General features: G+C 45.5%; 12 protein-coding genes. 10 read left to right on the forward strand and 2 right to left on the reverse strand.

The window, feature by feature from the left end:
* The first annotated feature begins 37 nt into the window (after positions 1–37).
* From M1D71_RS12325 to M1D71_RS12360, 8 genes are all read left to right on the forward strand, one after another.
* Positions 38–2,359 (forward strand): beta-galactosidase, encoded by a 2,322-nt coding sequence (locus tag M1D71_RS12325; RefSeq protein ID WP_458126672.1) that lies wholly within the window; start codon positions 38–40, stop codon positions 2,357–2,359.
* A gap of 387 nt (positions 2,360–2,746) precedes the next feature.
* Positions 2,747–3,679, forward strand: coding sequence for a glycoside hydrolase family 5 protein (locus M1D71_RS12330; RefSeq protein WP_458127227.1), 933 nt, complete (start codon positions 2,747–2,749; stop codon positions 3,677–3,679).
* Between the two features lie 179 nt (positions 3,680–3,858).
* Entirely contained in the window at positions 3,859–5,928 is a 2,070-nt protein-coding gene (locus tag M1D71_RS12335; RefSeq protein WP_458126673.1) for a bifunctional aldolase/short-chain dehydrogenase, read from the forward strand.
* Between the two features lie 17 nt (positions 5,929–5,945).
* Positions 5,946–7,217: an L-rhamnose isomerase gene (gene rhaA / locus M1D71_RS12340; protein ID WP_458126674.1), complete on the forward strand. Its 1,272-nt coding sequence runs from the start codon at positions 5,946–5,948 to the stop codon at positions 7,215–7,217.
* Positions 7,218–7,341: 124 nt separating this feature from the next.
* Positions 7,342–9,042: a ribonuclease J gene (locus M1D71_RS12345; RefSeq protein ID WP_458126675.1), complete on the forward strand. Its 1,701-nt coding sequence runs from the start codon at positions 7,342–7,344 to the stop codon at positions 9,040–9,042.
* 184 nt (positions 9,043–9,226) lie between these two features.
* Entirely contained in the window at positions 9,227–10,210 is a 984-nt protein-coding gene (locus tag M1D71_RS12350) for a LacI family DNA-binding transcriptional regulator (RefSeq protein WP_458126676.1), read from the forward strand.
* Between the two features lie 148 nt (positions 10,211–10,358).
* Positions 10,359–11,834, forward strand: a complete 1,476-nt coding sequence (locus M1D71_RS12355; RefSeq protein ID WP_458126677.1) for a glycoside hydrolase family 32 protein — start codon at positions 10,359–10,361, stop codon at positions 11,832–11,834.
* A 26-nt stretch (positions 11,835–11,860) separates the two neighbouring features.
* The gene (locus M1D71_RS12360) at positions 11,861–13,843 is read left to right on the forward strand and encodes a sucrose-specific PTS transporter subunit IIBC (RefSeq protein ID WP_458126678.1); all 1,983 of its coding nucleotides are present in this window, start codon (positions 11,861–11,863) and stop codon (positions 13,841–13,843) included.
* Between the two features lie 127 nt (positions 13,844–13,970).
* On the opposite strand, the gene M1D71_RS12365 is transcribed toward M1D71_RS12360, so the two are convergent.
* On the reverse strand, positions 13,971–14,870 hold the full coding sequence (locus tag M1D71_RS12365) for a manganese catalase family protein (RefSeq protein ID WP_458126679.1): 900 nt from the start codon (positions 14,868–14,870) through the stop codon (positions 13,971–13,973).
* A gap of 125 nt (positions 14,871–14,995) precedes the next feature.
* A complete protein-coding gene (locus M1D71_RS12370) occupies positions 14,996–16,726 on the reverse strand; it encodes a cellulase family glycosylhydrolase (protein ID WP_458126680.1) in 1,731 nt (576 codons plus the stop codon).
* A gap of 982 nt (positions 16,727–17,708) precedes the next feature.
* Here M1D71_RS12370 and M1D71_RS12375 point away from each other — a divergent pair.
* Positions 17,709–19,151, forward strand: coding sequence for a 6-phospho-beta-glucosidase (locus M1D71_RS12375; protein ID WP_458126681.1), 1,443 nt, complete (start codon positions 17,709–17,711; stop codon positions 19,149–19,151).
* A 291-nt stretch (positions 19,152–19,442) separates the two neighbouring features.
* The gene (gene licT, locus M1D71_RS12380) at positions 19,443–20,273 is read left to right on the forward strand and encodes a BglG family transcription antiterminator LicT (RefSeq protein WP_458126682.1); all 831 of its coding nucleotides are present in this window, start codon (positions 19,443–19,445) and stop codon (positions 20,271–20,273) included.
* Positions 20,274–20,322: the final 49 nt, after the last annotated feature.

Below are 20,322 nucleotides of genomic sequence, written 5' to 3' on the forward strand. Positions count from 1 at the left end.
CCACCCATATCCTCATATAACGAAGGAGTTATATTCCATGAATAATAGTATAGCAGGAAGCCAGATTCGTTTCATACTGGATGCGGAAGATAAAGAGATTCGTGCGGGCCGCATGACTGGCAGTGGCGGCAAAAGTCCGCGAGGGGAGTCTTATGACTTTACTAACTATTATATGACCCGTAATGCTAAACCTTATATTCCTGTGGTTGGTGAATTTCATTTCTCCAGATTCGCTTACTTGCAGTGGGAGGAAGAATTGCTGAAGATGAAGGCAGGCGGGGTGAATATCGTCGCTTCTTATGTCTTCTGGAATTTTCACGAGGAACAAGAAGGGGAATTTAATTGGTCAGGAAACCTGAATTTGCGGCACTTTGTGGATCTGTGTGGTAAACATGAACTGCCGCTGATCGTACGAATTGGTCCATTCTGTCATGGGGAAGTGCGTAATGGCGGGATGCCGGATTGGCTATTCAGCTATCCATTCGAAGTCAGGTCGAACGATGAAGGGTATCTGTATTACGCCAAGCGATTATATCGGGAGATTGCCCGTCAGCTCAACGGCAGTTTCCACCAGGAGGGTGGACCTGTTATTGGGGTACAGTTGGAAAATGAGTACATGCACGCTGGCGCACCCATGGATGCCTGGGGGTATACACGCGAAAAATACATATCCTCCGGCCGGGATGGACGAGAACATCTGATGGCTCTTCGCCATATTGCCGAAGAAGTCGGTATGAAACCGATGTTCTATACTGCGACGGCCTGGGGCAATGCTGCGGTGCCTGAAGAAGGAACGTTGCCCATGCTAGCGGGGTATGCTTACACACCATGGATTCCCAATCAGCCTCCAAGCCGGGAGTATTTGTTCCGGGATCTGCATATGAACCCTGTGGAAGAAGTGGATTATGACAGTCTGGAGTACCCTGCTGCGTATTGCGAGCTTGCTGGTGGCATGCAGGTCAGTTATCACGCTCGTCCGGTTGTCAATGCGGACAGTGTCGAGGCGATGACCATTGTGAAGCTCGCGAACGGCAGCAATCTGGTTGGGTATTATATGTATCACGGGGGGACCAATCCAATAGGCAAAAATTCATATATGAATGAGCAGGCATTGCCGAAAATGACGTATGATTACCAAGCCCCACTCGGAGAATTTGGACGTATTGGTGAATCGTATGACCGCATTCGGACCTTGTCCATGTTCCTGGAAGCATACGGTGAGTTGCTTGCGCCAATGGGGTGTGTTGTACCGGAAGGTCAGCAATCGATAACCCCGGAGAACACGTTGGATCTGCGCTGGTCTGTTCGGCAACAATCAGGCTCAGGATTTCTGTTCATGAATAATTATCAGGATCATGTAACGCTGCCTGATCGTGGTATTCAATTGGAACTGCATACAAGCAAAGGGGTTGCTTCTTATCCAAGAGAAGGGACGATGCAGCTGAAATCCGGCTCGGCGGCCATTCTACCTTTCCATATGAATCTGGATGGCTTAAAGATCGTCAGTGCTACCGTTCAACCACTGACCCGATTTATGGTGGATAATGAACTTACGGCTGTCTTTTATGCCCACGAAGGCATGACGCCTGAGTATGTTATTGATACATCAACTGTTACGAATGTTGATATGCACGAAGGCACAGTATCGGAGCAGGGAAATGAAGTTGTGGTACACCCGATTGCCGGCAAAGACCATCATCTGCGAATCACAACATCGGATGGTGTGGGAATACGAATCATTACGTTGACTCGTGAAGAGGCCTTGCATGCCTACCGTTTCCGTGTGGGTGGACAAGAGAGACTTATAATCAGTAACAGTCATCTGTATCTACAGAATGAGATGCTCATATGCACATCTGTGGAGCAACCGGAGATGGAGGTATCCTTTTATCCGGCACCAGAACAGATTACCGCTTCTGAATATGCCGTCTCATCTCAATCTAAGCAAGGAGTATTCGATACGTACACATTCCAAGTTACGCCCTACAAGCCTCCTGTGGAGGTTGATTATCCGAAAGAGTATGCAGCAACACTGAGATTGGACACAGAATGGCCGGAACAGGTAGACGATGTATGGATTGAGATTGATTACAATGGAGATGTTGCTGCAGCTCACATCCATCATCAGCTGTTAACGGATCATATCCAGTATGGTCATAGTTGGGAGATCGGTCTGAAGCAATACCGCCACTTGCTGGCCGTTCACGCTCTGCGTCTGTCCATTACACCAATCCGGAGAGGAACGACAGAGAGCTATGTGAATCAGGCTTATGTTGAACGATTTAATGGTGTGGAGATCGGAACGTTTAGCGAGATTCGGGTAGTACCACATTACCGGGTCAGGTTGGTGTTGGCGTGAACAAGAAGACAAAGATTAGCATGAAGAGTTAACTAGTTTTTTTATTATACAGAAGGTTCTTTCTCCGAACGGCAATGAGGGGAGAGACCCTTCTTTTTTGTGAGGGGAAAACACTTCCTAATCATGGTAAAAACAGCTTGACTAGTAAGCGTTTTCATTTTAATATAAGTTCATAACCTTATCGATAAGGTTTAATAACTCAAAATAAATAAATTAATTAAGGTTATTATTTCGGGTTCAATTAGGGTGCGTTTACTTCGGTAACCAACGATTTTAGTTAACTTATTGCTTAAGCAGGGTTAATTGAAATAATAAAAAAATACAGGAGGTTCCAAACGAATGGTCAATCTGAAAAAGTGTACAATCTTCACGGTTATTGCTGCTCTCATGTTCATGGTATTAGGGAGTGCAGCCCCCAAAGCGTCTGCGGCTACAGGTTTTTATGTAAGCGGTAACAAATTATACGATTCCACAGGTAAGCCTTTTGTCATGAGAGGAGTTAATCACGGACATTCCTGGTTCAAAAATGATTTGAATACCGCTATTCCTGCAATCGCCAAAACAGGTGCCAACACGGTACGTATTGTTCTTTCGAATGGTACTCAGTACACCAAAGATGATCTGAACTCTGTTAAAAATATTATTAACGTGGTCAACCAAAATAAAATGATAGCTGTACTTGAAGTACATGATGCCACAGGGAAAGATGACTATAATTCATTGGACGCGGCAGTGAACTACTGGATTAGTATTAAGGAAGCCTTGATTGGCAAAGAAGATCGAGTTATCGTCAACATTGCCAATGAATGGTATGGAACGTGGAACGGAAGTGCCTGGGCTGATGGATATAAGAAGGCCATTCCGAAACTTAGAAATGCGGGAATTAAAAATACGCTGATTGTGGATGCAGCAGGATGGGGACAGTTCCCACAATCCATCGTGGATTATGGACAAAGTGTATTTGCAGCCGATTCGCAGAAAAATACGGTCTTCTCCATTCACATGTATGAGTATGCAGGTAAAGATGCAGCAACGGTCAAAGCCAACATGGAGAATGTGCTGAACAAAGGTTTGGCTCTGATCATTGGTGAATTCGGGGGATACCATACCAATGGTGACGTGGACGAATATGCCATCATGAGATATGGTCAGGAAAAAGGGGTAGGATGGCTTGCCTGGTCGTGGTACGGAAACAGTTCCAATCTGAACTATCTGGACATGGCTACAGGTCCGAACGGAAGCTTGACCAGCTTTGGCAACACCGTCGTTAATGACACCTATGGTATCAAAAACACTTCCCAAAAAGCGGGGATTTTCTAATCCGCCTATGAAACAGGAACACTCTGACGGTTATGTCAGGGTGTTTTTTTAATAAAAGTGCTTAATCCATGAATACTTTTGAATTTTTCCGTTTATATTTAAAATCTTTTGTTTTCAAAACAAAACAAAGATGATAAACTCGGATTAGGAATAAAACAAACATTATCGGAGGGAAACGAATGGTACAGAGTTTATGGAATGCATCGCAGGCATCTGAGAAATCAACAGGACTGGAGCAATTGGTCTACCGATCCAATCTGATTGGATCCGATCGCAGTGTATGTAACATCTACGGTGGCAATACGTCTACCAAAACGACAGTAAAGGATTTTCGGGGTCGTGATGTAGAAGTAATGTATGTGAAGGGAAGCGGCTCTGACCTCGGTTCCATGGAAGCGAAGCATTTTACGGGACTTGGACTTGAAGATATTCGACCATTAATTGAACGTGAATCCATGTCGGATGAAGAGATGGTTGAATATTTGGGTCATTGCATGATTGATGCCAAGCACCCGCGTGCCTCCATCGAGACTCTGCTGCATGCGTTCCTTCCATATAAGCATGTGGATCATACTCACCCGGATGCTATTATCAGCTTGTGCTGTGCGCATAACGGCAAGGAATTGGCGAGAGAGATCTACGGTGATCGTTTTGTATGGGTACCTTATGTACGTCCAGGATTCACGTTATCCAAAATGATTGCTGAAAGCGTATTCTCGAATCCAAATGCCGAACTCGTATTGATGGAAAAACACGGACTTGTGACTTGGGGAGAAACATCCGAGGAATGTTACGCTCAGACAATCAAGATCATCAATGAAGCGGAAGCATTCATCGAAGCTCGGGTGAACGAAGGCAGCTTGTTCGGTGGTGTGAAACACCCGGCACTTGCCGCAGAGGTTCGTCGTCAGATCGTATCACGTGTAATGCCAACGATTCGTGGGGCGGTATCGGATAGCAAAAAAATGATATTGTCCTTTGATGATCAGGAGGATGTACTTACTTTTGTGGGCGGAGCGGATTCTCCGCAATTGTCTCAGGTAGGTGCGGCTTGCCCGGATCATCTGGTACATACCAAAGTCGTACCTCTGTTCATTGACTGGACGCCGGATGCGGATGATATTGAAGGCTTGCAAGCCAAGCTGGTGGAAGGCGTTGCCGCCTACAAAGAGCAATATCAGCAGTATTTTGAGAGCAACAAAAACGAAGGTGATGTCATGTTCGAAGCGGCACCACGCGTTATCCTCATTCCAGGTGTGGGCATGATCAACACAGGCAAGAGCTGGGCGCTCTCTCAAGTAAGCGGTGCGTTGTATCACAGAGCGATCGCCGTCATGCGTGGGGCTACAAGCTTGGGCCAATTCGTATCACTCAGTGCAAACGAATCTTACAATGTGGAGTACTGGCCGCTGGAACTCTATAAATTGTCTCTGGCTCCCGCCGAAACGGAATTTTCGCGCAAAGTGGCGTTTATCACAGGTGGAGCAGGCGGGATCGGAAGTGAAACAGCACGTAGACTGGTGTCTGAAGGCGCACATGTGGTGCTCGCTGATCTCAACCTGGAGGGCGCACAGAAGGTAGCACAGGAAATCAATGATCAGTACGGTGCGAATCGTGCTTATGCGCTGAAAATGGACGTGACCGATGAGGAAGCCGTTCAATCTGCGTATGCTGATGTTTCAGTGCAATATGGCGGAGTGGATATCATCGTAAATAATGCTGGATTAGCCACATCCAGCCCATTTGACGAGACTTCCCTGAAAGAATGGAACCTGAACATGAATGTACTGGGTACGGGATATTTCCTTGTTGCTCGCGAAGCATTCAAGCTGATGAAACAGCAGGGTATTGGTGGAAGCATGGTATTTATCGGGTCAAAGAACTCGGTGTATGCAGGTAAAAGTGCCTCGGCTTACAGCTCAGCGAAAGCGCTGGAAGCACATCTGGCACGTTGTATTGCAGCAGAAGGCGGAGAGTATGGCATTCGTGTCAACACGATTCTTCCAGATGCCATTCTACAGGGTTCAGCGATCTGGAACGGTTCCTGGAGAAATGAACGAGCAGCGGCATACGGGATCGAGCCCGATCAATTGGAAGAGTATTACCGCAAACGGACGACATTGCTCGTGAATATCTATCCAAGAGATATTGCGGAAGGAATCGCATTCTTTGCCTCTTCGAAATCCGAAAAAACAACCGGTTGCATGATGACCATTGATGGCGGTGTACCAGCAGCATTTACACGTTAAAAGGAGGATTCTTGCGGATGGATAACCAAGTCAAGCAAGCTTATGAAGCAGCTAAGTCATTGTATGCAAAGCACGGAATCGATACGGACCAAGTACTGAACAAACTCGCGGAGATCAAAGTATCCGTACATTGCTGGCAAGGCGATGATGTCAAAGGATTTCTGAATAAGGATGGGGAGCTAACAGGCGGGATTTCCGTTACTGGTCAGTATCCGGGAGCTGCGACAACACCTGCGGAGCTTCGTAACGATCTGGAGCAAGCTTTTGCTCTGATTCCTGGCAAACATAAGGTCAATCTGCACGCAATCTACACAGATACAGATGAGCAGGTTGAACTGGATCAGATTGAACCGAAGCATTATGAGAACTGGGTGAAGTGGGCCAAAGAACAAGGACTCGGTCTGGACTTTAACCCAACATGCTTTTCCCATGAAAAATCAAGTGATGGCTTCACGCTCAGTCATCCAGACCCTGAGATTCGCAAGTTCTGGATTGATCACTGCAAGGCGTCCCGCCGGATTGGTGCTTACTTCGGCGAACAGCTCGGTCAGACTTGTGTAACCAACGTATGGGTACCGGACGGATTCAAAGATAATCCGGTTGATCGCATGACTCCACGCAAACGTCTCAAGGAATCACTGGATGAAGTATTCGGCGAACCGCTTAATCCAGAGCACAATTTGGATGCGGTAGAGAGCAAGCTTTTTGGTCTCGGTTCGGAAGCTTATGTGGTGGGTTCACATGAATTTTATATGGGGTATGGTTTGCAAAACGATACGTTAATCTGTCTTGATGCGGGCCATTTCCATCCAACAGAGGTCATTTCAAACAAACTGTCATCCCTTGCTTTGTTTACCAGCGGTATCCTGCTTCACGTAAGCCGCCCGATGCGTTGGGACAGTGATCACGTTGTCATTATGGATGATGAGTTGCTCGAAATTGCCCGTGAACTGGTTCGACATGATCTGCTGACGACAACACATATTGGACTGGATTTCTTTGATGCAAGCATCAATCGTGTTGCTGCATGGGTTGTAGGGACACGTAATACGATCAAAGCTCTTCTGCGTGCAATGCTGGAACCGGTGGATGCCTTGAAACAAGCCGAACTGGAAGGGGATTACACGCTGCGCCTTGCCTTGACGGAAGAGTTCAAATCCTATCCGTTTGGCGCAATCTGGGACTATTATTGTGCCCAGCAAGATGTTCCTGTTCGCGAGCAATGGATCACGGATATCAAAACCTATGAACAAGAGGTATTGCTGCAACGTGATAAATCATTGGTGTAATGTTACACTTTCTAAACCACTACGGATGAATAATCCGTGGTGGTTTTTTTGACATAATCACTTTGAAATGCATAAGTGAGGCGATTGTTTCCATACTAGGAATATGGATCCGTATTGCACAAGTATGCTACGCAGAGGAGGACTAATAGAATTGAATCTAGCCCACAACAAACTATATATCGCTGCACTTGGCGGTGTGAATGAAATAGGGAAGAACATGTATTTCATCCAATACAACCAGGATATCATCGTCATTGACTGTGGCTCGAAGTTTCCGGATGAGACCTTGCCGGGGATTGATCTGATTATCCCGGATGTAACCTATCTGCTGGAGAACCTGGATAAAGTGAGGGCTCTTGTGGTTACCCACGGACACGAAGATCATATTGGTGGCATTCCCTATTTGCTAAAGCAAATGAATATTCCTGTATATGCTTCCAGGCTTACACGCGGATTGATTGAACTTAAACTGAAAGAGCATGGGCTGCTACGCAAGGCTGATCTGCACACAATTGATGCCAAGTCCAGCATTACGCTGGGTGAGATCGATGTTTCCTTTTTCGCGACCAGTCATAGTATTCCAGATTGTCTTGGTGTTTTCTTCCAGACTCCCGCAGGCAATGTCGTACATACCGGGGATTTCAAATTTGACATGTCTCCCGTTAATGGACCTTTCCCTGATCTGCACCGCATGGCCGAGATTGGCAAGCAAGGTGTCCATATACTGCTCTCCGAAAGTACCAATGCGGAAAGGCCTGGATTTACACCTTCCGAGCGTATCGTAGGGGACCACATTCTGGATGCCTTTATCCGTGCAAAACAAAAAGTGTTTATCTCCACCTTTGCATCGAATGTCAGCAGAGTTCAACAGATTGTTAATGCAACATTCGAAACAGGGCGTAAACTGGCCTTACTGGGCAGAAGTATGGTGAATGTGGTGTCTGTTGCGAGTGACCTGGGCTATTTGCAAGTTCCTGATGGATTATTAATTGATGCAATGGATTCCAATCAGTTTCCACCAGAGCAGGTCGTTGTATTATGTACAGGTAGCCAAGGTGAAGCTATGGCTGCCTTGTCCCGCTTGGCAACAGGGAAACATCCCCATGTAAGGGTAGAGGCCGGAGATACAGTTATCCTTGCAGCTGGTGCTATTCCGGGCAATGAGCGCAATTTGGCTCATGTGATTGATAACCTGTATGTTCTCGGAGCGCGCGTGATATATGGTTCTAGTGGTGCCGCAGGAATGCATGTCTCTGGACACGGCAGTCAGGAAGAGCTCAAATTGATGTTGACCCTCATGAAGCCGGATTATCTGATTCCGATTCACGGTGAGTTCCGTATGTTGTATCAGCACAGACTGCTTGCCGAGTCCGTAGGTATAGAGCGTGATCATGTCTTTATTGTGAATAACGGAGATATGGTTCAGTACAAAGATGGCGTGGCCTCTCTTGGTCCCAAAATTGCTTCAGGAAACAGTCTCGTGGACGGTCTGATCATGGGTGATGTAGGCAATATTGTACTTCGTGATCGCAGGCAACTGTCATCCGATGGTATGCTGGTGATCGTAACCACATTGAGCAAAACGGAGAAACAAATGGTTGCCTCACCCGAAATCATCTCCAGAGGATTCGTGTTCGTGAAGGATTCGGAAGAATTCATGCATGAGATCCATGAGTTAGTTCTTAGCCGAATGGATGAGTTAATCGGGGCTGGAGTGAATCAGTGGAATGTGATCAAGAAAAAGCTGAAAGACGAGATTGGTCACTACATTTACGCGCAAACGAAGCGAAGACCCATGATCTTGCCGATTATTATCGAAGTGTAAGTCAGCAGGTATAAGGATTATCCTTGTCCTGATCGCCTGAACAAATATGTTTTGGAAATTAACAGCCTGATGAATGTGGGATCATACACCTGTATGATTACTACATTACCATCGGGCTTTTGCTGTTCGTGCGATTCGAAGTATAATAAAAGGTAAACCAGTAATGAAATTAAGAGGAGTCTTTATGAATAAAACGATTTCTGATATCGCTCAGATGGCAGGTGTCGCGAAGAGCACGGTTTCTCGCTTCCTGAATGGCGGATCGGTTAGTGAAGATACACGCCAGAAGATTGAGCGCATTATCAAACAATACAATTATGTTCCCAACACATTTGCACAGAGTCTCAAGGCGAAGAAGACCAGTATTATCGGTACGGTAGTTCCGCGACTGGATTCTTTTGCAACATCTCAGACGCTGATCGGAATTGATGAAGAACTGAGAAGTAATCAATATCAGATGCTGATTGCGAATACGAGCCAGGACATGCAACGTGAGATTGATGCCATATATGATTTTGCAAGACAAAAGGTGTCGGGGATTATTCTACTGGCCGCTGAAGTGACGGAAGCACATCTGAAGGCAGTGGAGGACATACGTATCCCTGTGTTGTTGGTGGGGCAACAACATGAGCAACTACACAGTTTGGTTCACAATGATGATCAGGCGGGTTATGAGATGGGCAGATATGTCGTGGAACAGGGCCATCGCAAGATGGTATACATGGGAGTAAGCGAGAGGGATCAGGCGGTGGGCATTCATCGAAAACAAGGGTTCCAGCGTGCAATTGCCGAATGTGGAGAATGTGAAGTGAAGTATTATGAGACAAGCTTCAAGATGTCGGAAGCCATCGTTACCGCTGAAGCCATACTGAAAGAGATCATACCAACGATCATCGTGGGGGCTACGGACAATATCGCACTGGGGGTAATGAAGATTGCATTCTCCAATAAAATCCGAATACCGCAAGACTTATCCATTACCGGATTTGGCGGATATGATATTACGGAGATGATTCATCCCACGCTGACGACTGTGAAATATCATTATTTGCAGGCAGGTCAAGTAGCGGCAAATCACATTATTCGTCTGGTCAAAGGCGAGTCGGTGGAGGAACGGACAGTACTTGATGTAGAACTTATTCCTAGAGAAAGCGTTGACAAAATATAAAAGCATCCTTTATGATAATTCCATCGAACCGGTTCCAATGCGAATGTCCAATTCGGATATGCGAAATTGGTCAGGCATTTATGCCATATGGAATTATTTTTTTTGCGTCTAATGGAACCGGTTCCTACATTTTGAATGGAGAACAGCTATGAAAATGACTAGAGAGCAGCGCTACAGACGAATTGAACAAGCTGAGCCTGGAGAGATTGCGAAGCTTGAAGCACGGATATCCGAGTGTCCATGGAGACAGAGTTACCACATTCAGCCCATAACGGGTCTGCTTAATGATCCTAACGGCTTTGCATATTATCAAGGCTATTATCATCTGTTCTATCAGTGGTTCCCGCTTGGAACAGAACATGGCATGAAATACTGGTACCATACCCGCTCGAAGAATCTGGTGAACTGGGAAAATGTCGGAATTGGAATCGAACCGGGTGACAGATATGACTCGCACGGAGCGTATTCCGGTAGTGCGATTGAAAAAGACGGCAAGCTACATTTACTGTATACAGGCAATACAAGAGATGAGGACTGGGTCCGACATCCATATCAATGCTTGGCAGTACTGGATGAAAGCGGTTCAGTAAGCAAATTGAATCACCCCGTTATCTCTTCGGTGCCACTGGGATACACGGAACATTTCAGAGATCCGAAAGTGTGGCAGCAGGGGGAGATGTATTATTGCGTAATCGGTGCCCAGCGAACAGACGAGACGGGATGTACGGTGTTATATTGTTCAACAGATCTGAAGAACTGGGAGTTTCGTGGTGAGATCCGCACCGGGTTAACCAACTTCGGCTATATGTGGGAGTGCCCAGATTATATGGAGCTGGACGGGAAAGGTGTGCTTGTCTTTTCCCCACAAGGTCTGGATGCTGCGGGAGATCATTACCAGAATATTTTTCAGTCCGGTTATCTGATCGGTGAACCTCTGAATCTACAGACGAGAGAGTTCAATCATGGTGAATTTCAGGAGCTGGATCGTGGATTCGACTTCTACGCTCCGCAGACGATGCAGGCTCCGGACGGAAGACGTATTCTGGTTGGTTGGATGGGACTTCCCGATCTGGCGTATCCGACCGATGATAGCGGTTGGGCTCATTGCCTGACCATTCCTCGGCAATTGTCACTGATAGACGGCAAGTTAATCCAACAACCCGTTGCAGAGATGCTGCAATTGCGTCAGCAGGAGGGAGGAACTCATATTCGCGCAACGATTGATAATGAGAGTCGATCCTTCGCTGGTTTCGAGGGGATTGCCTATGAGCTGATATGCGAGATAAGCAATGTAGAGGCAGAGACTGTCGGCATCGAATTCAGGGCAAATGGAGCTGAAAAAACGGTTCTTGTGTATGATCGAATTCAGCAAAAAGTTGTCTTGGATCGGACCATGGCAGGTGCCAAACTGGCAGAACAAAATGGTATGATCCGTCGATGCACGCTTACTACAGACAAGATTAAGTTCCATCTGTTCGTGGATTCATCTTCGGTTGAGATTTTTGTAAACGATGGGGAAGAGGTCTTTACCAGCCGGATTTTCCCAAGCCGGGAGAGTATAAGCATTCGTTTTTTTGCACTCGGAGGCAAGGCTGATTTTGAAGCAACCCAATGGGATTATTAAGTATTACGTGAGAGGAATGAGATAACGTGTCGGAGAATCAACGCATTGCCCAAGAAGTCATTCATGCCATCGGGGGCAAAGAGAATATCGCATCTTTTGCACATTGTGCAACTCGTCTTCGCATTATGGTGAAAGATAAAGAGAAGATTGATCAGAAAACAGTCGAGAATATCGAGAAGGTTAAAGGTGCGTTTTTCAACTCAGGTCAATATCAGATTATCTTCGGTACGGGAACGGTGAATCGAATCTTTGAAGAGGTCGAGAAGCTGGGAATCGAAGGATCATCCAAGGATGAAGTGAAGAGTCAGGGGAAAAAAGAAGGGAACGCTTTTCAACGGGCTATCCGCACGTTTGGTGATGTATTCGTACCCATTATTCCCGTACTGGTAGCTACAGGCCTGTTCATGGGATTGCGCGGATTACTTACCCAGAATGAAATTCTGGCGTTGTTTGGTGCAACACCTGATGATATCTCGGCCAACTTCCTGTTATTCACTCAGATCCTGACGGATACGGCATTTGCATTCCTGCCTGCGCTTGTAGCGTGGTCGGCATTCCGCGTATTCGGCGGAAGTCCGGTTTTGGGTATCGTATTAGGGTTAATGCTGGTCAATCCGGCACTACCCAATGCTTATGCGGTGGCAGATGGATCAGCAGAGCCGTTGCATATGTTCGGCTTTATACCTGTCGTGGGTTATCAGGGATCTGTTTTGCCTGCATTCTTCGTTGGTTTGATTGGAGCCAAGTTCGAGAAGGTTCTGAGAAGACGAGTGCCTGAGGCACTGGATTTAATTCTGACGCCTTTTATTACGTTAACAGTCATGATTACGCTCGGACTCTTCGCGATTGGCCCAGTGTTCCATTCTCTTGAAGAGTGGGTTCTGCATGGAACAACTGCCGTATTGGATCTTCCCTTCGGAATCGCAGGTATCATCATTGGTTTCTTCCATCAGATTATTGTGGTTACCGGTGTGCATCATATCTTCAATTTCCTGGAGATTCAACTACTGGAAAAGACGGGATTCAATCCGTTCAACGCTATCATTACCTGTGCCATGGCAGCACAAGGAGCGGCTTGTCTCGCAGTCGGTCTGAAGACCAAAAATACGAAGCTCAAAGCACTGGCATTGCCTTCGTCCTTGTCCGCATTTCTGGGAATTACCGAGCCAGCTATCTTTGGTGTTAACTTGCGTTATATGAAACCATTTATTATGGGACTGGTTGGTGGTGGTATAGGTGGTTTCATCGCTTCCTTGTTCCATCTGCAAGGTACAGGCATGGCTGTAACGGTTATTCCGGGAACATTGCTCTATCTGAACAGCCAACTGCCGTTGTACATCTTGTCCAACGTGGTTGCCATGGCGATTGCATTTGCACTTACCTGGTTCTTCGGGTACAAAGATAAACCAGTTGCAGATGAATCGGTTAGCCACGCCAGTAGTGGAATGTCTTCAAATGAAGTTGACACTCTGGATACTAATTCACAAGTCGATTCAACTAGTAACGTCATTAAAAGCAATCGTCCTAAGGTAGAGCTGCTCGAAATAGCTTCGCCGATGAACGGAACTATTGTTGCTCTGGAGCAGGTTCCTGATCCGGCGTTCTCGGAAAAACACATGGGTGAGGGGATCGCCATTGAGCCATCAGAAGGCAAGGTGTATGCACCGTTTGATGGTGTCATTGCGCATGTGATGAACAAGAGTAAACATGCCGTGATTCTGGAGCATGAAACAGGTGTACAGATGCTCGTTCATATCGGAATTAATACGGTTGGACTGAAAGGAAACGGCTTTACCACGCATGTGAATAGCGGAGATCGTGTAACTGCAGGACAATTGTTGATTGAATTTGACATGGATGTTATTCAGGCAGCTGGTTTGCCTTTGATTACACCCGTGTTGATCCCAAGTGGAAATGAAGCAATTGCGACTGTTACAGCAACGTCAACAGGTCGTGTTCAAGCCAATGGGGAAGCGGTACTGGTAGTGAAATTTACTGAGCCACAATAGTGGCATGTAAAGCGGGAAACGGTAGAGATGTATCTCTCCCGTTTCCCTTTTTTGGTGTACGCCATAAGAAATCAAAGAAACGGTTATCCAATCGACGCCCTATGGAAAAACAAACGTCAATCTGAGTCTACAGGCCAGCGTGTCGTTTCAGTCGCTCTGCAATCTGCATTAGATCTTCTGCGGATATCCCTGGCGCAAATTCTTCCGGCAGATCAGGCAGCTCAGGTACCGGCCCTCCATAACCCGGCAAGCCGGCAAAAGCCTCCAGTTTACCACCATCGGTTGGGTGTGTTCCTTTCCAGATCTGAGCAATGCCCTGATAATCTTTGTCACTAAATGTGTACAGTCTGCGATGTTCTCCCATCGCTTCCCACTTACGTGTCGTTTCAAAAGCTTTGTTATCCAGTCGCGGAATAGGAAACATTTTTGTTACATCAACACCCGTTGCAATTTCCAGTGCCTTGGCATACGCAAGAACGTGCACACCGCCACGTACAAGCAGATAACCTGTCATTTCTCGAGCTGTTTTGTTGTCCGTCATTTCGTAGACTCTCATTTTGTGGGTCCTTGCGCCGCATTCAAGAAAGAAATTATGTAGCAGATCGAAGATCAGATTGCCACTGCTCACGACATATGAACCATTCCAGGGTCTTCCCATGGAGTCATAAGGGAGTGCTGTCTGAGCAGATTCAATAAAATGTGAAGTCATCCGTGCATCCTTACCAACACGCAGTGGCGTGGAGTCTGGAGCACCTGGCGATGTAGCACCTTCAAGCATGAGATTAATCGTATTGGCGACAAGTTCAACATGGCCGAATTCTTCAGCGGTAATACTTGCAACAATGTCATAAAAAGGACGCAGCTTGGATCTGCCTCTGAAATTGAATGATTGAAACATATAGTTGTTCAATGTTGACATTTCCCCGAACTTTCCACCGAGCAACTCCTGAACTGCACTAGCTCCATTAGGATCCGGATTATTCGATATGGGTAGTTCGATGGCAAGACGGTCAACACGTTTAAACATGATATTTCCCCCTCAGTCCTCGTTAGTGTAAAGGTATGAAGGGCCACTTGTACGTTATTCTTCGATAATGTATGAAACAAAACGTTCTGCCAGAGCTTTAAGCTCTGAGCAGAACGTTAGATGAGTTATTTGGAAGCTACACCAACAACGCTGGTTCCATTTTTCGTGATTTTGTACGTTAGCACATCTCCGTTCCAGAAATGGAACTTAAGCGTGACTTCGCCATCATTGGTTTCATTGAAGAAGTTAGGTTTCAGCTCAATCACATTACGATCGTAATCTGGGCTGAATGTGTAGGAGAACTCTTTGAACGAAGTCCAATTCTGTGGACCGGCGTTCTCTCCGTTTGCATATGTCGCTTCCATCGTTGCCAGTTGGTTGCCGTTAAACGTAGTCGGAATGGTAAATGCACTGGTTGTACCCGTTGCATCGTTCAACTTAGGCGTGTCATATTTAATGATATTGAAGTTCCAGTCAGCACCTTGGTTGAATCCAGCTGTGAGTGAAGCATTTACACCCAAATCACCTGAGGCTGTCAATTTGGTTAACAGATTGGATTTTAACGTAAGTACATCTTTTTTGATCGTATAGTCTTTACCTCTTACAAGAGGGGTAGTGCCATTTTTCAAAGATTTGAATTTGTTTCCATTCAGATTGAGCTTTACCTTCTTATCTTGAATGGCTTCATTTTGTTTAAGATATACGAGGTCCGTTTCGGCTGTGGATGAGCGACCTGTCCAGCTGGCTTTCATGGTATCAAATAGTTCCTGATCAGACCAAGTAAAGCTTGTGCGACCGAAGTGCTGTCCGTTGTCCCATAACATCGTTGTCATCTGTTTTTGACGCAGATATTGTCCAACAAATTCGAAGAATTTCAGTTTTTCCCCTTGTTCAATGACACCTGTGTGCTGGTCAAAACCAAGTAAGCCATACTCACCGACGATAACCGGAATGCCCTTGGCTGTGAAGGCATTGTATACCCGATCGAATGTATCGGTAACGTCCTTCTGTACTTCATCGTTATACTTGGTGTAACCTGCAATGTTCACACTGAATGGCCAGAACCCGTAGTAGTGAACGGTTGCAATAATATTGGTGTCATTCAATTTTTGAATGGTCTCATTCAGTTCATCCAAATCAGGTTGAGCGGAAGAGGTATGCATCGTCGGAAGCACAAGTGGACGTGTCTCGTTGTTTCCACCCGAAGTTCTTACGATCTTGTGAAAAGAAGTATTCAACTCGTCCAGCATACGGTATCCAATAGCCGCATCCGTTGTGCCGCCCTCGGAGAAGCGGGGTTCGTTAACACTTTCGAACATGAGCTTATCGGATGCATCCTTGAACTTGTCCGCGATTTGAGTCCAAGCAGAGTTATAACGAGCAAGCACGTTGTCATGGTCTTTCTCCATGTAACTGATCCAGCGCCAGGAATCATGGTGAAGATTGATCATGACATAGAGATCCGCATCGAGTGCCCAGTCCACAACTTCCTGAACCCGATTCATGTAAGCGGAATCAATTGTGTAGTCGGGTGCGTCACCGATGTGGGCTTCCCAGGTCACAGGGATACGAATACTGTTGTAGCCCTCATCTGCGATCGATTGAATCAGTTCCTTCGTAATGCGCGGGTTGCCCCAGGCAGTCTCATCTTCACCAACGGCGTCCAGAGAGTTACCCAGATTCCAGCCAGGCTCCATGGCGTTCACGTAGGCTTGCATTTTGCTTGGAGCAGCTGGTGCATCGGCCTGTTCGCTGTTGTCAGTTGCAGCGGAAGCCATAGCTGAGGAGAACAGAGATAGAATCATGGCAGTCACAAGCGTAAGAGAAAGGACTGATTTACGGTTTTTTTTCATCAATATAGTCTCCTTCAAATATAAAATGGTTGAACTTGAATAGCGGTTAAGCAGGGTGAAAATAGAGCTCAACGCAAACCGAAATTTACTTGTTTAGTACTGGAATCACCACCGATTTATGTACTGAAAGCGTTTTCGTAATTTACTATATCATGATTTAATATTGGACAATACCTGCATAATTGGAATAGAAGTCATGTGAAAATCAGTGATTTCGTCATATTAATAGATTTTGTAGTGAGCGTTTATTTCATTGGAAATGAAAATTATATGGTTGCTTTTTAACATGTCATACAGGATGAACCTGATCTTCAATATGTATTAAGAGAAGACTTTCAGCGGGGGATTTCCTTGCTTAGCCGCAGAACCGAATGCGTACTGTAAACTTTCAGAGATAGTGACGGAAGCAGACTGGGCAAATTGGACTTCAAAGGATTTCACACCCTATCTGAATATCGCCATAGAAGCCTTTATTAATGCGGAACGGTTAATGTTCGGGTCCGGATCAACAGATGATTCTTGGCGGTACATGCGCTGCGTTCTAACAAATATCGTAGTGGGCAATCCATAGCTAAACCGGTTTCAAGAAGTTGACAACTGTTCTGATTCTTGCTAAAGTTTTATCCAATCCGCATAATCATGATCTGGGAATGTTACCGATATGGGCATAACCTGAGCTGGCTTGTTTACACAATTTCGTGTATCCAGGCTGGTTCGGGTTTTTTCTATTTAAGTTGAACAAACGATTTTACACGAGACGACTGCGCGGCCAGAACAATCTTCCAATCGCTGTTATCCCCAGATTTTTTGATCCCCTTTTTAAAGGGGAAATCCGGTGATAAATGCGAACGCTCCGCTTCTCCAGATTTTTTCTGTCCTCTCCGTTTATGTGTAATTGTGTAGTTCAACTTAAATATTTTGTCTTTTTAATATTTTTCAGGATTTGAGCGGATAGCTGAATTACATATTTGGAAGGAGAATAATGATGACGAATTTTAAATTTCCTAAAGATTTTCTGTGGGGTGGAGCTATTGCTGCCAATCAGGCGGAGGGCGCGTATCTGGAAGATGGCAAAGGGCTGAGTATCGTTGACTTGCTTCCGACAGGAGAGAACCGCAGAAGTATTATGAAAGGTAATGTTCCGGCTTTTACGCCGCTCGCTACCGAGTTCTATCCTTCACATGAAGCGATTGACTTCTATCACCGTTACCCCGAAGACATTGCTCTATTTGCAGAAATGGGATTCAAAGCACTGCGTGTCTCGATTGCCTGGGCACGGATTTTCCCGACAGGAGAAGATGCACAGCCGAATGAAGCAGGATTACAATTTTACGATAACCTGTTTGATGAATTGTTGAAAAACGGTATTGAACCTGTGGTTACATTGGCTCACTTTGATGTGCCTGTGCATCTGATCGAGAAGTATGGCAGCTGGAGAAGTCGTGATCTGGTAACGCTATTCGAGACGTACGCTACAACGGTATTCACTCGGTACAAAGACAAGGTGAAATACTGGATGACATTCAATGAAATCAACATGCTGCTACATCTTCCGTTCCTTGGGGCGGGGCTGGCGTTCAATGAAGGGGATAACATCAAGGAGATTCAATATCAGGCTGCTCACCACCAACTGGTTGCAAGTGCACTTGCAGTCAAGGCATGTCATGAGATTATTCCTGGTGCCATGATTGGGTGTATGCTCGCCGCAGGAAGCTTCTATCCGTATACCTGTAATCCGGAAGATGTGTTCCAGGGCATGGAAAAAGATAGAGAGTCCTATTTCTTCATCGATGTGCAATCACGTGGGGAATATCCTGGTTACGCCAAACGTTTCTTCAAGGACCACGAATTGAACATCGTTATGCAGCCGGGTGATGCAGAAATCTTGAAGAATCATACGGTAGATTATATCGGTTTCAGCTACTATTCAAGTCGTACAACCAGTACCGATCCGGAAGTTATCAAAAATATGACGAGCGGTAATGTATTTGGATCGGTAGCGAATCCATATCTGGCGAAGTCCGAATGGGGTTGGACGATTGATCCTAAAGGGTTCCGTATCACCGCCAATCAACTGCATGACCGTTATCAAAAGCCGCTGTTTGTCGTTGAGAATGGATTTGGTGCCAATGACGTGGTTACCCCGGAAGGTGAAGTGGATGATGCATACCGAATTGATTACTTGAAACGGCATGTAGCTGAAATGGGTGAGGCCATTCAGGATGGGGTGAACATTATTGGTTACACCAGCTGGGGACCTATTGATATTGTGAGTGCTTCCTCTGGTGAGATGAGAAAACGCTATGGCTACATTTATGTGGATCGTAATAATGAAGGTCATGGTGAACTGACACGGTTGAAGAAGAAGAGTTTTAAGTGGTACAAAAATGTGATCGAATCTAACGGAACCAACCTGGGCGACGCGTAGTCTTCAGGGCAAAATGGATTAGTTCTGATTTCGAGCAATCGGAAGAACCGTGAATTCACGGCACTTCCGATTGTCCACACATTGAAAGCGTTGACATATAGTCAGGTTCGCGCTATACTTGACGCAATTATATCGTTTCTGGGATTGTTACTACACGACGTAGGCAAAACCTAAGCACCAAAAAAACAGACCACCATGTCTTGTTTATTTTGTGATGCTTCAGGTTTTTTTTGTATGCCCAAAAGACGATGTATAACTGCCAAGAGAGTGGAACGTGACGGGGGGATTGAAGTGAAAATAGCAAAGGTTATCAACAATAACGTCATTAGCATCTATCAAGCGGATGGAGCAGAGCTTGTGGTGATGGGGCGTGGGATTGCCTTTAAGAAAAAGCCGGGGGATAAAGTAGACGAGACCCGCATCCAGAAAGTATTTGCATTAAAGAACAAACAAACATCCGATAATTTCAAAATGCTGTTACGCGAAGTTCCGATGGAACTGATTGAAATTGTGGAAGAGATCATTACGTATGCACGTGAGAACCTGGGACGAAAACTAAATGAGAACATCTATGTTTCTCTCACGGACCATATTAACTTCGCGATTGAACGCTATCGGGAAGGTGTGGAGATCAAGAACGCATTAATGTGGGAGATCAAGCAGTTGTACAAGCCCGAATTCGCACTGGGCCTGAAGACGCTGGAACAGATCAACACCCGTATGAATATTGAGCTTCCACCAGATGAAGCCGCTTATATTGCCCTGCATATTGTCAACGCAGAGATGAACGAAGAAGTCATTACGACGATGAATATTACGAAGTTTATCCAGCAGATTATTAATATAGCGAAGTATCATTTTAAAATGGAATTTGACGAGGAATCACTCAGTTATTTTCGCTTTATCACACATCTGAAGTTTTTCTCCCAGCGAGTGCTCAGTGGAACTCACTATGACAACAACTATGATCATTTCTATGACATGATTAAGGAGAAACATCCGGATGCCGCAGCGTGTACGGAGAAAATAGAGTTGTTTGTCAAAAAGGAATATAACCACGAGCTGACTAATGAAGAAAAGTTGTATCTAACCGTTCATATCGAACGAGTAGTCAATCGATAATATTTAAATGTTGACAAAAATGGTTTAATTATAATAGTATGTGATTAAC

The organism is Paenibacillus sp. Z3-2 (assembly GCF_054161325.1).

Coding starts and splice junctions, on each gene's coding strand:
- M1D71_RS12325 (WP_458126672.1), top strand. CDS start 38: ATGAATAATAGTATAGCAGGAAGCCAGATTCGTTTCATACTGGATGCG.
- M1D71_RS12330 (WP_458127227.1), top strand. CDS start 2,747: ATGTTCATGGTATTAGGGAGTGCAGCCCCCAAAGCGTCTGCGGCTACA.
- M1D71_RS12335 (WP_458126673.1), top strand. CDS start 3,859: ATGGTACAGAGTTTATGGAATGCATCGCAGGCATCTGAGAAATCAACA.
- rhaA (WP_458126674.1), top strand. CDS start 5,946: ATGGATAACCAAGTCAAGCAAGCTTATGAAGCAGCTAAGTCATTGTAT.
- M1D71_RS12345 (WP_458126675.1), top strand. CDS start 7,342: ATGCTACGCAGAGGAGGACTAATAGAATTGAATCTAGCCCACAACAAA.
- M1D71_RS12350 (WP_458126676.1), top strand. CDS start 9,227: ATGAATAAAACGATTTCTGATATCGCTCAGATGGCAGGTGTCGCGAAG.
- M1D71_RS12355 (WP_458126677.1), top strand. CDS start 10,359: ATGAAAATGACTAGAGAGCAGCGCTACAGACGAATTGAACAAGCTGAG.
- M1D71_RS12365 (WP_458126679.1), bottom strand. CDS start 14,870: ATGTTTAAACGTGTTGACCGTCTTGCCATCGAACTACCCATATCGAAT.
- M1D71_RS12375 (WP_458126681.1), top strand. CDS start 17,709: ATGACGAATTTTAAATTTCCTAAAGATTTTCTGTGGGGTGGAGCTATT.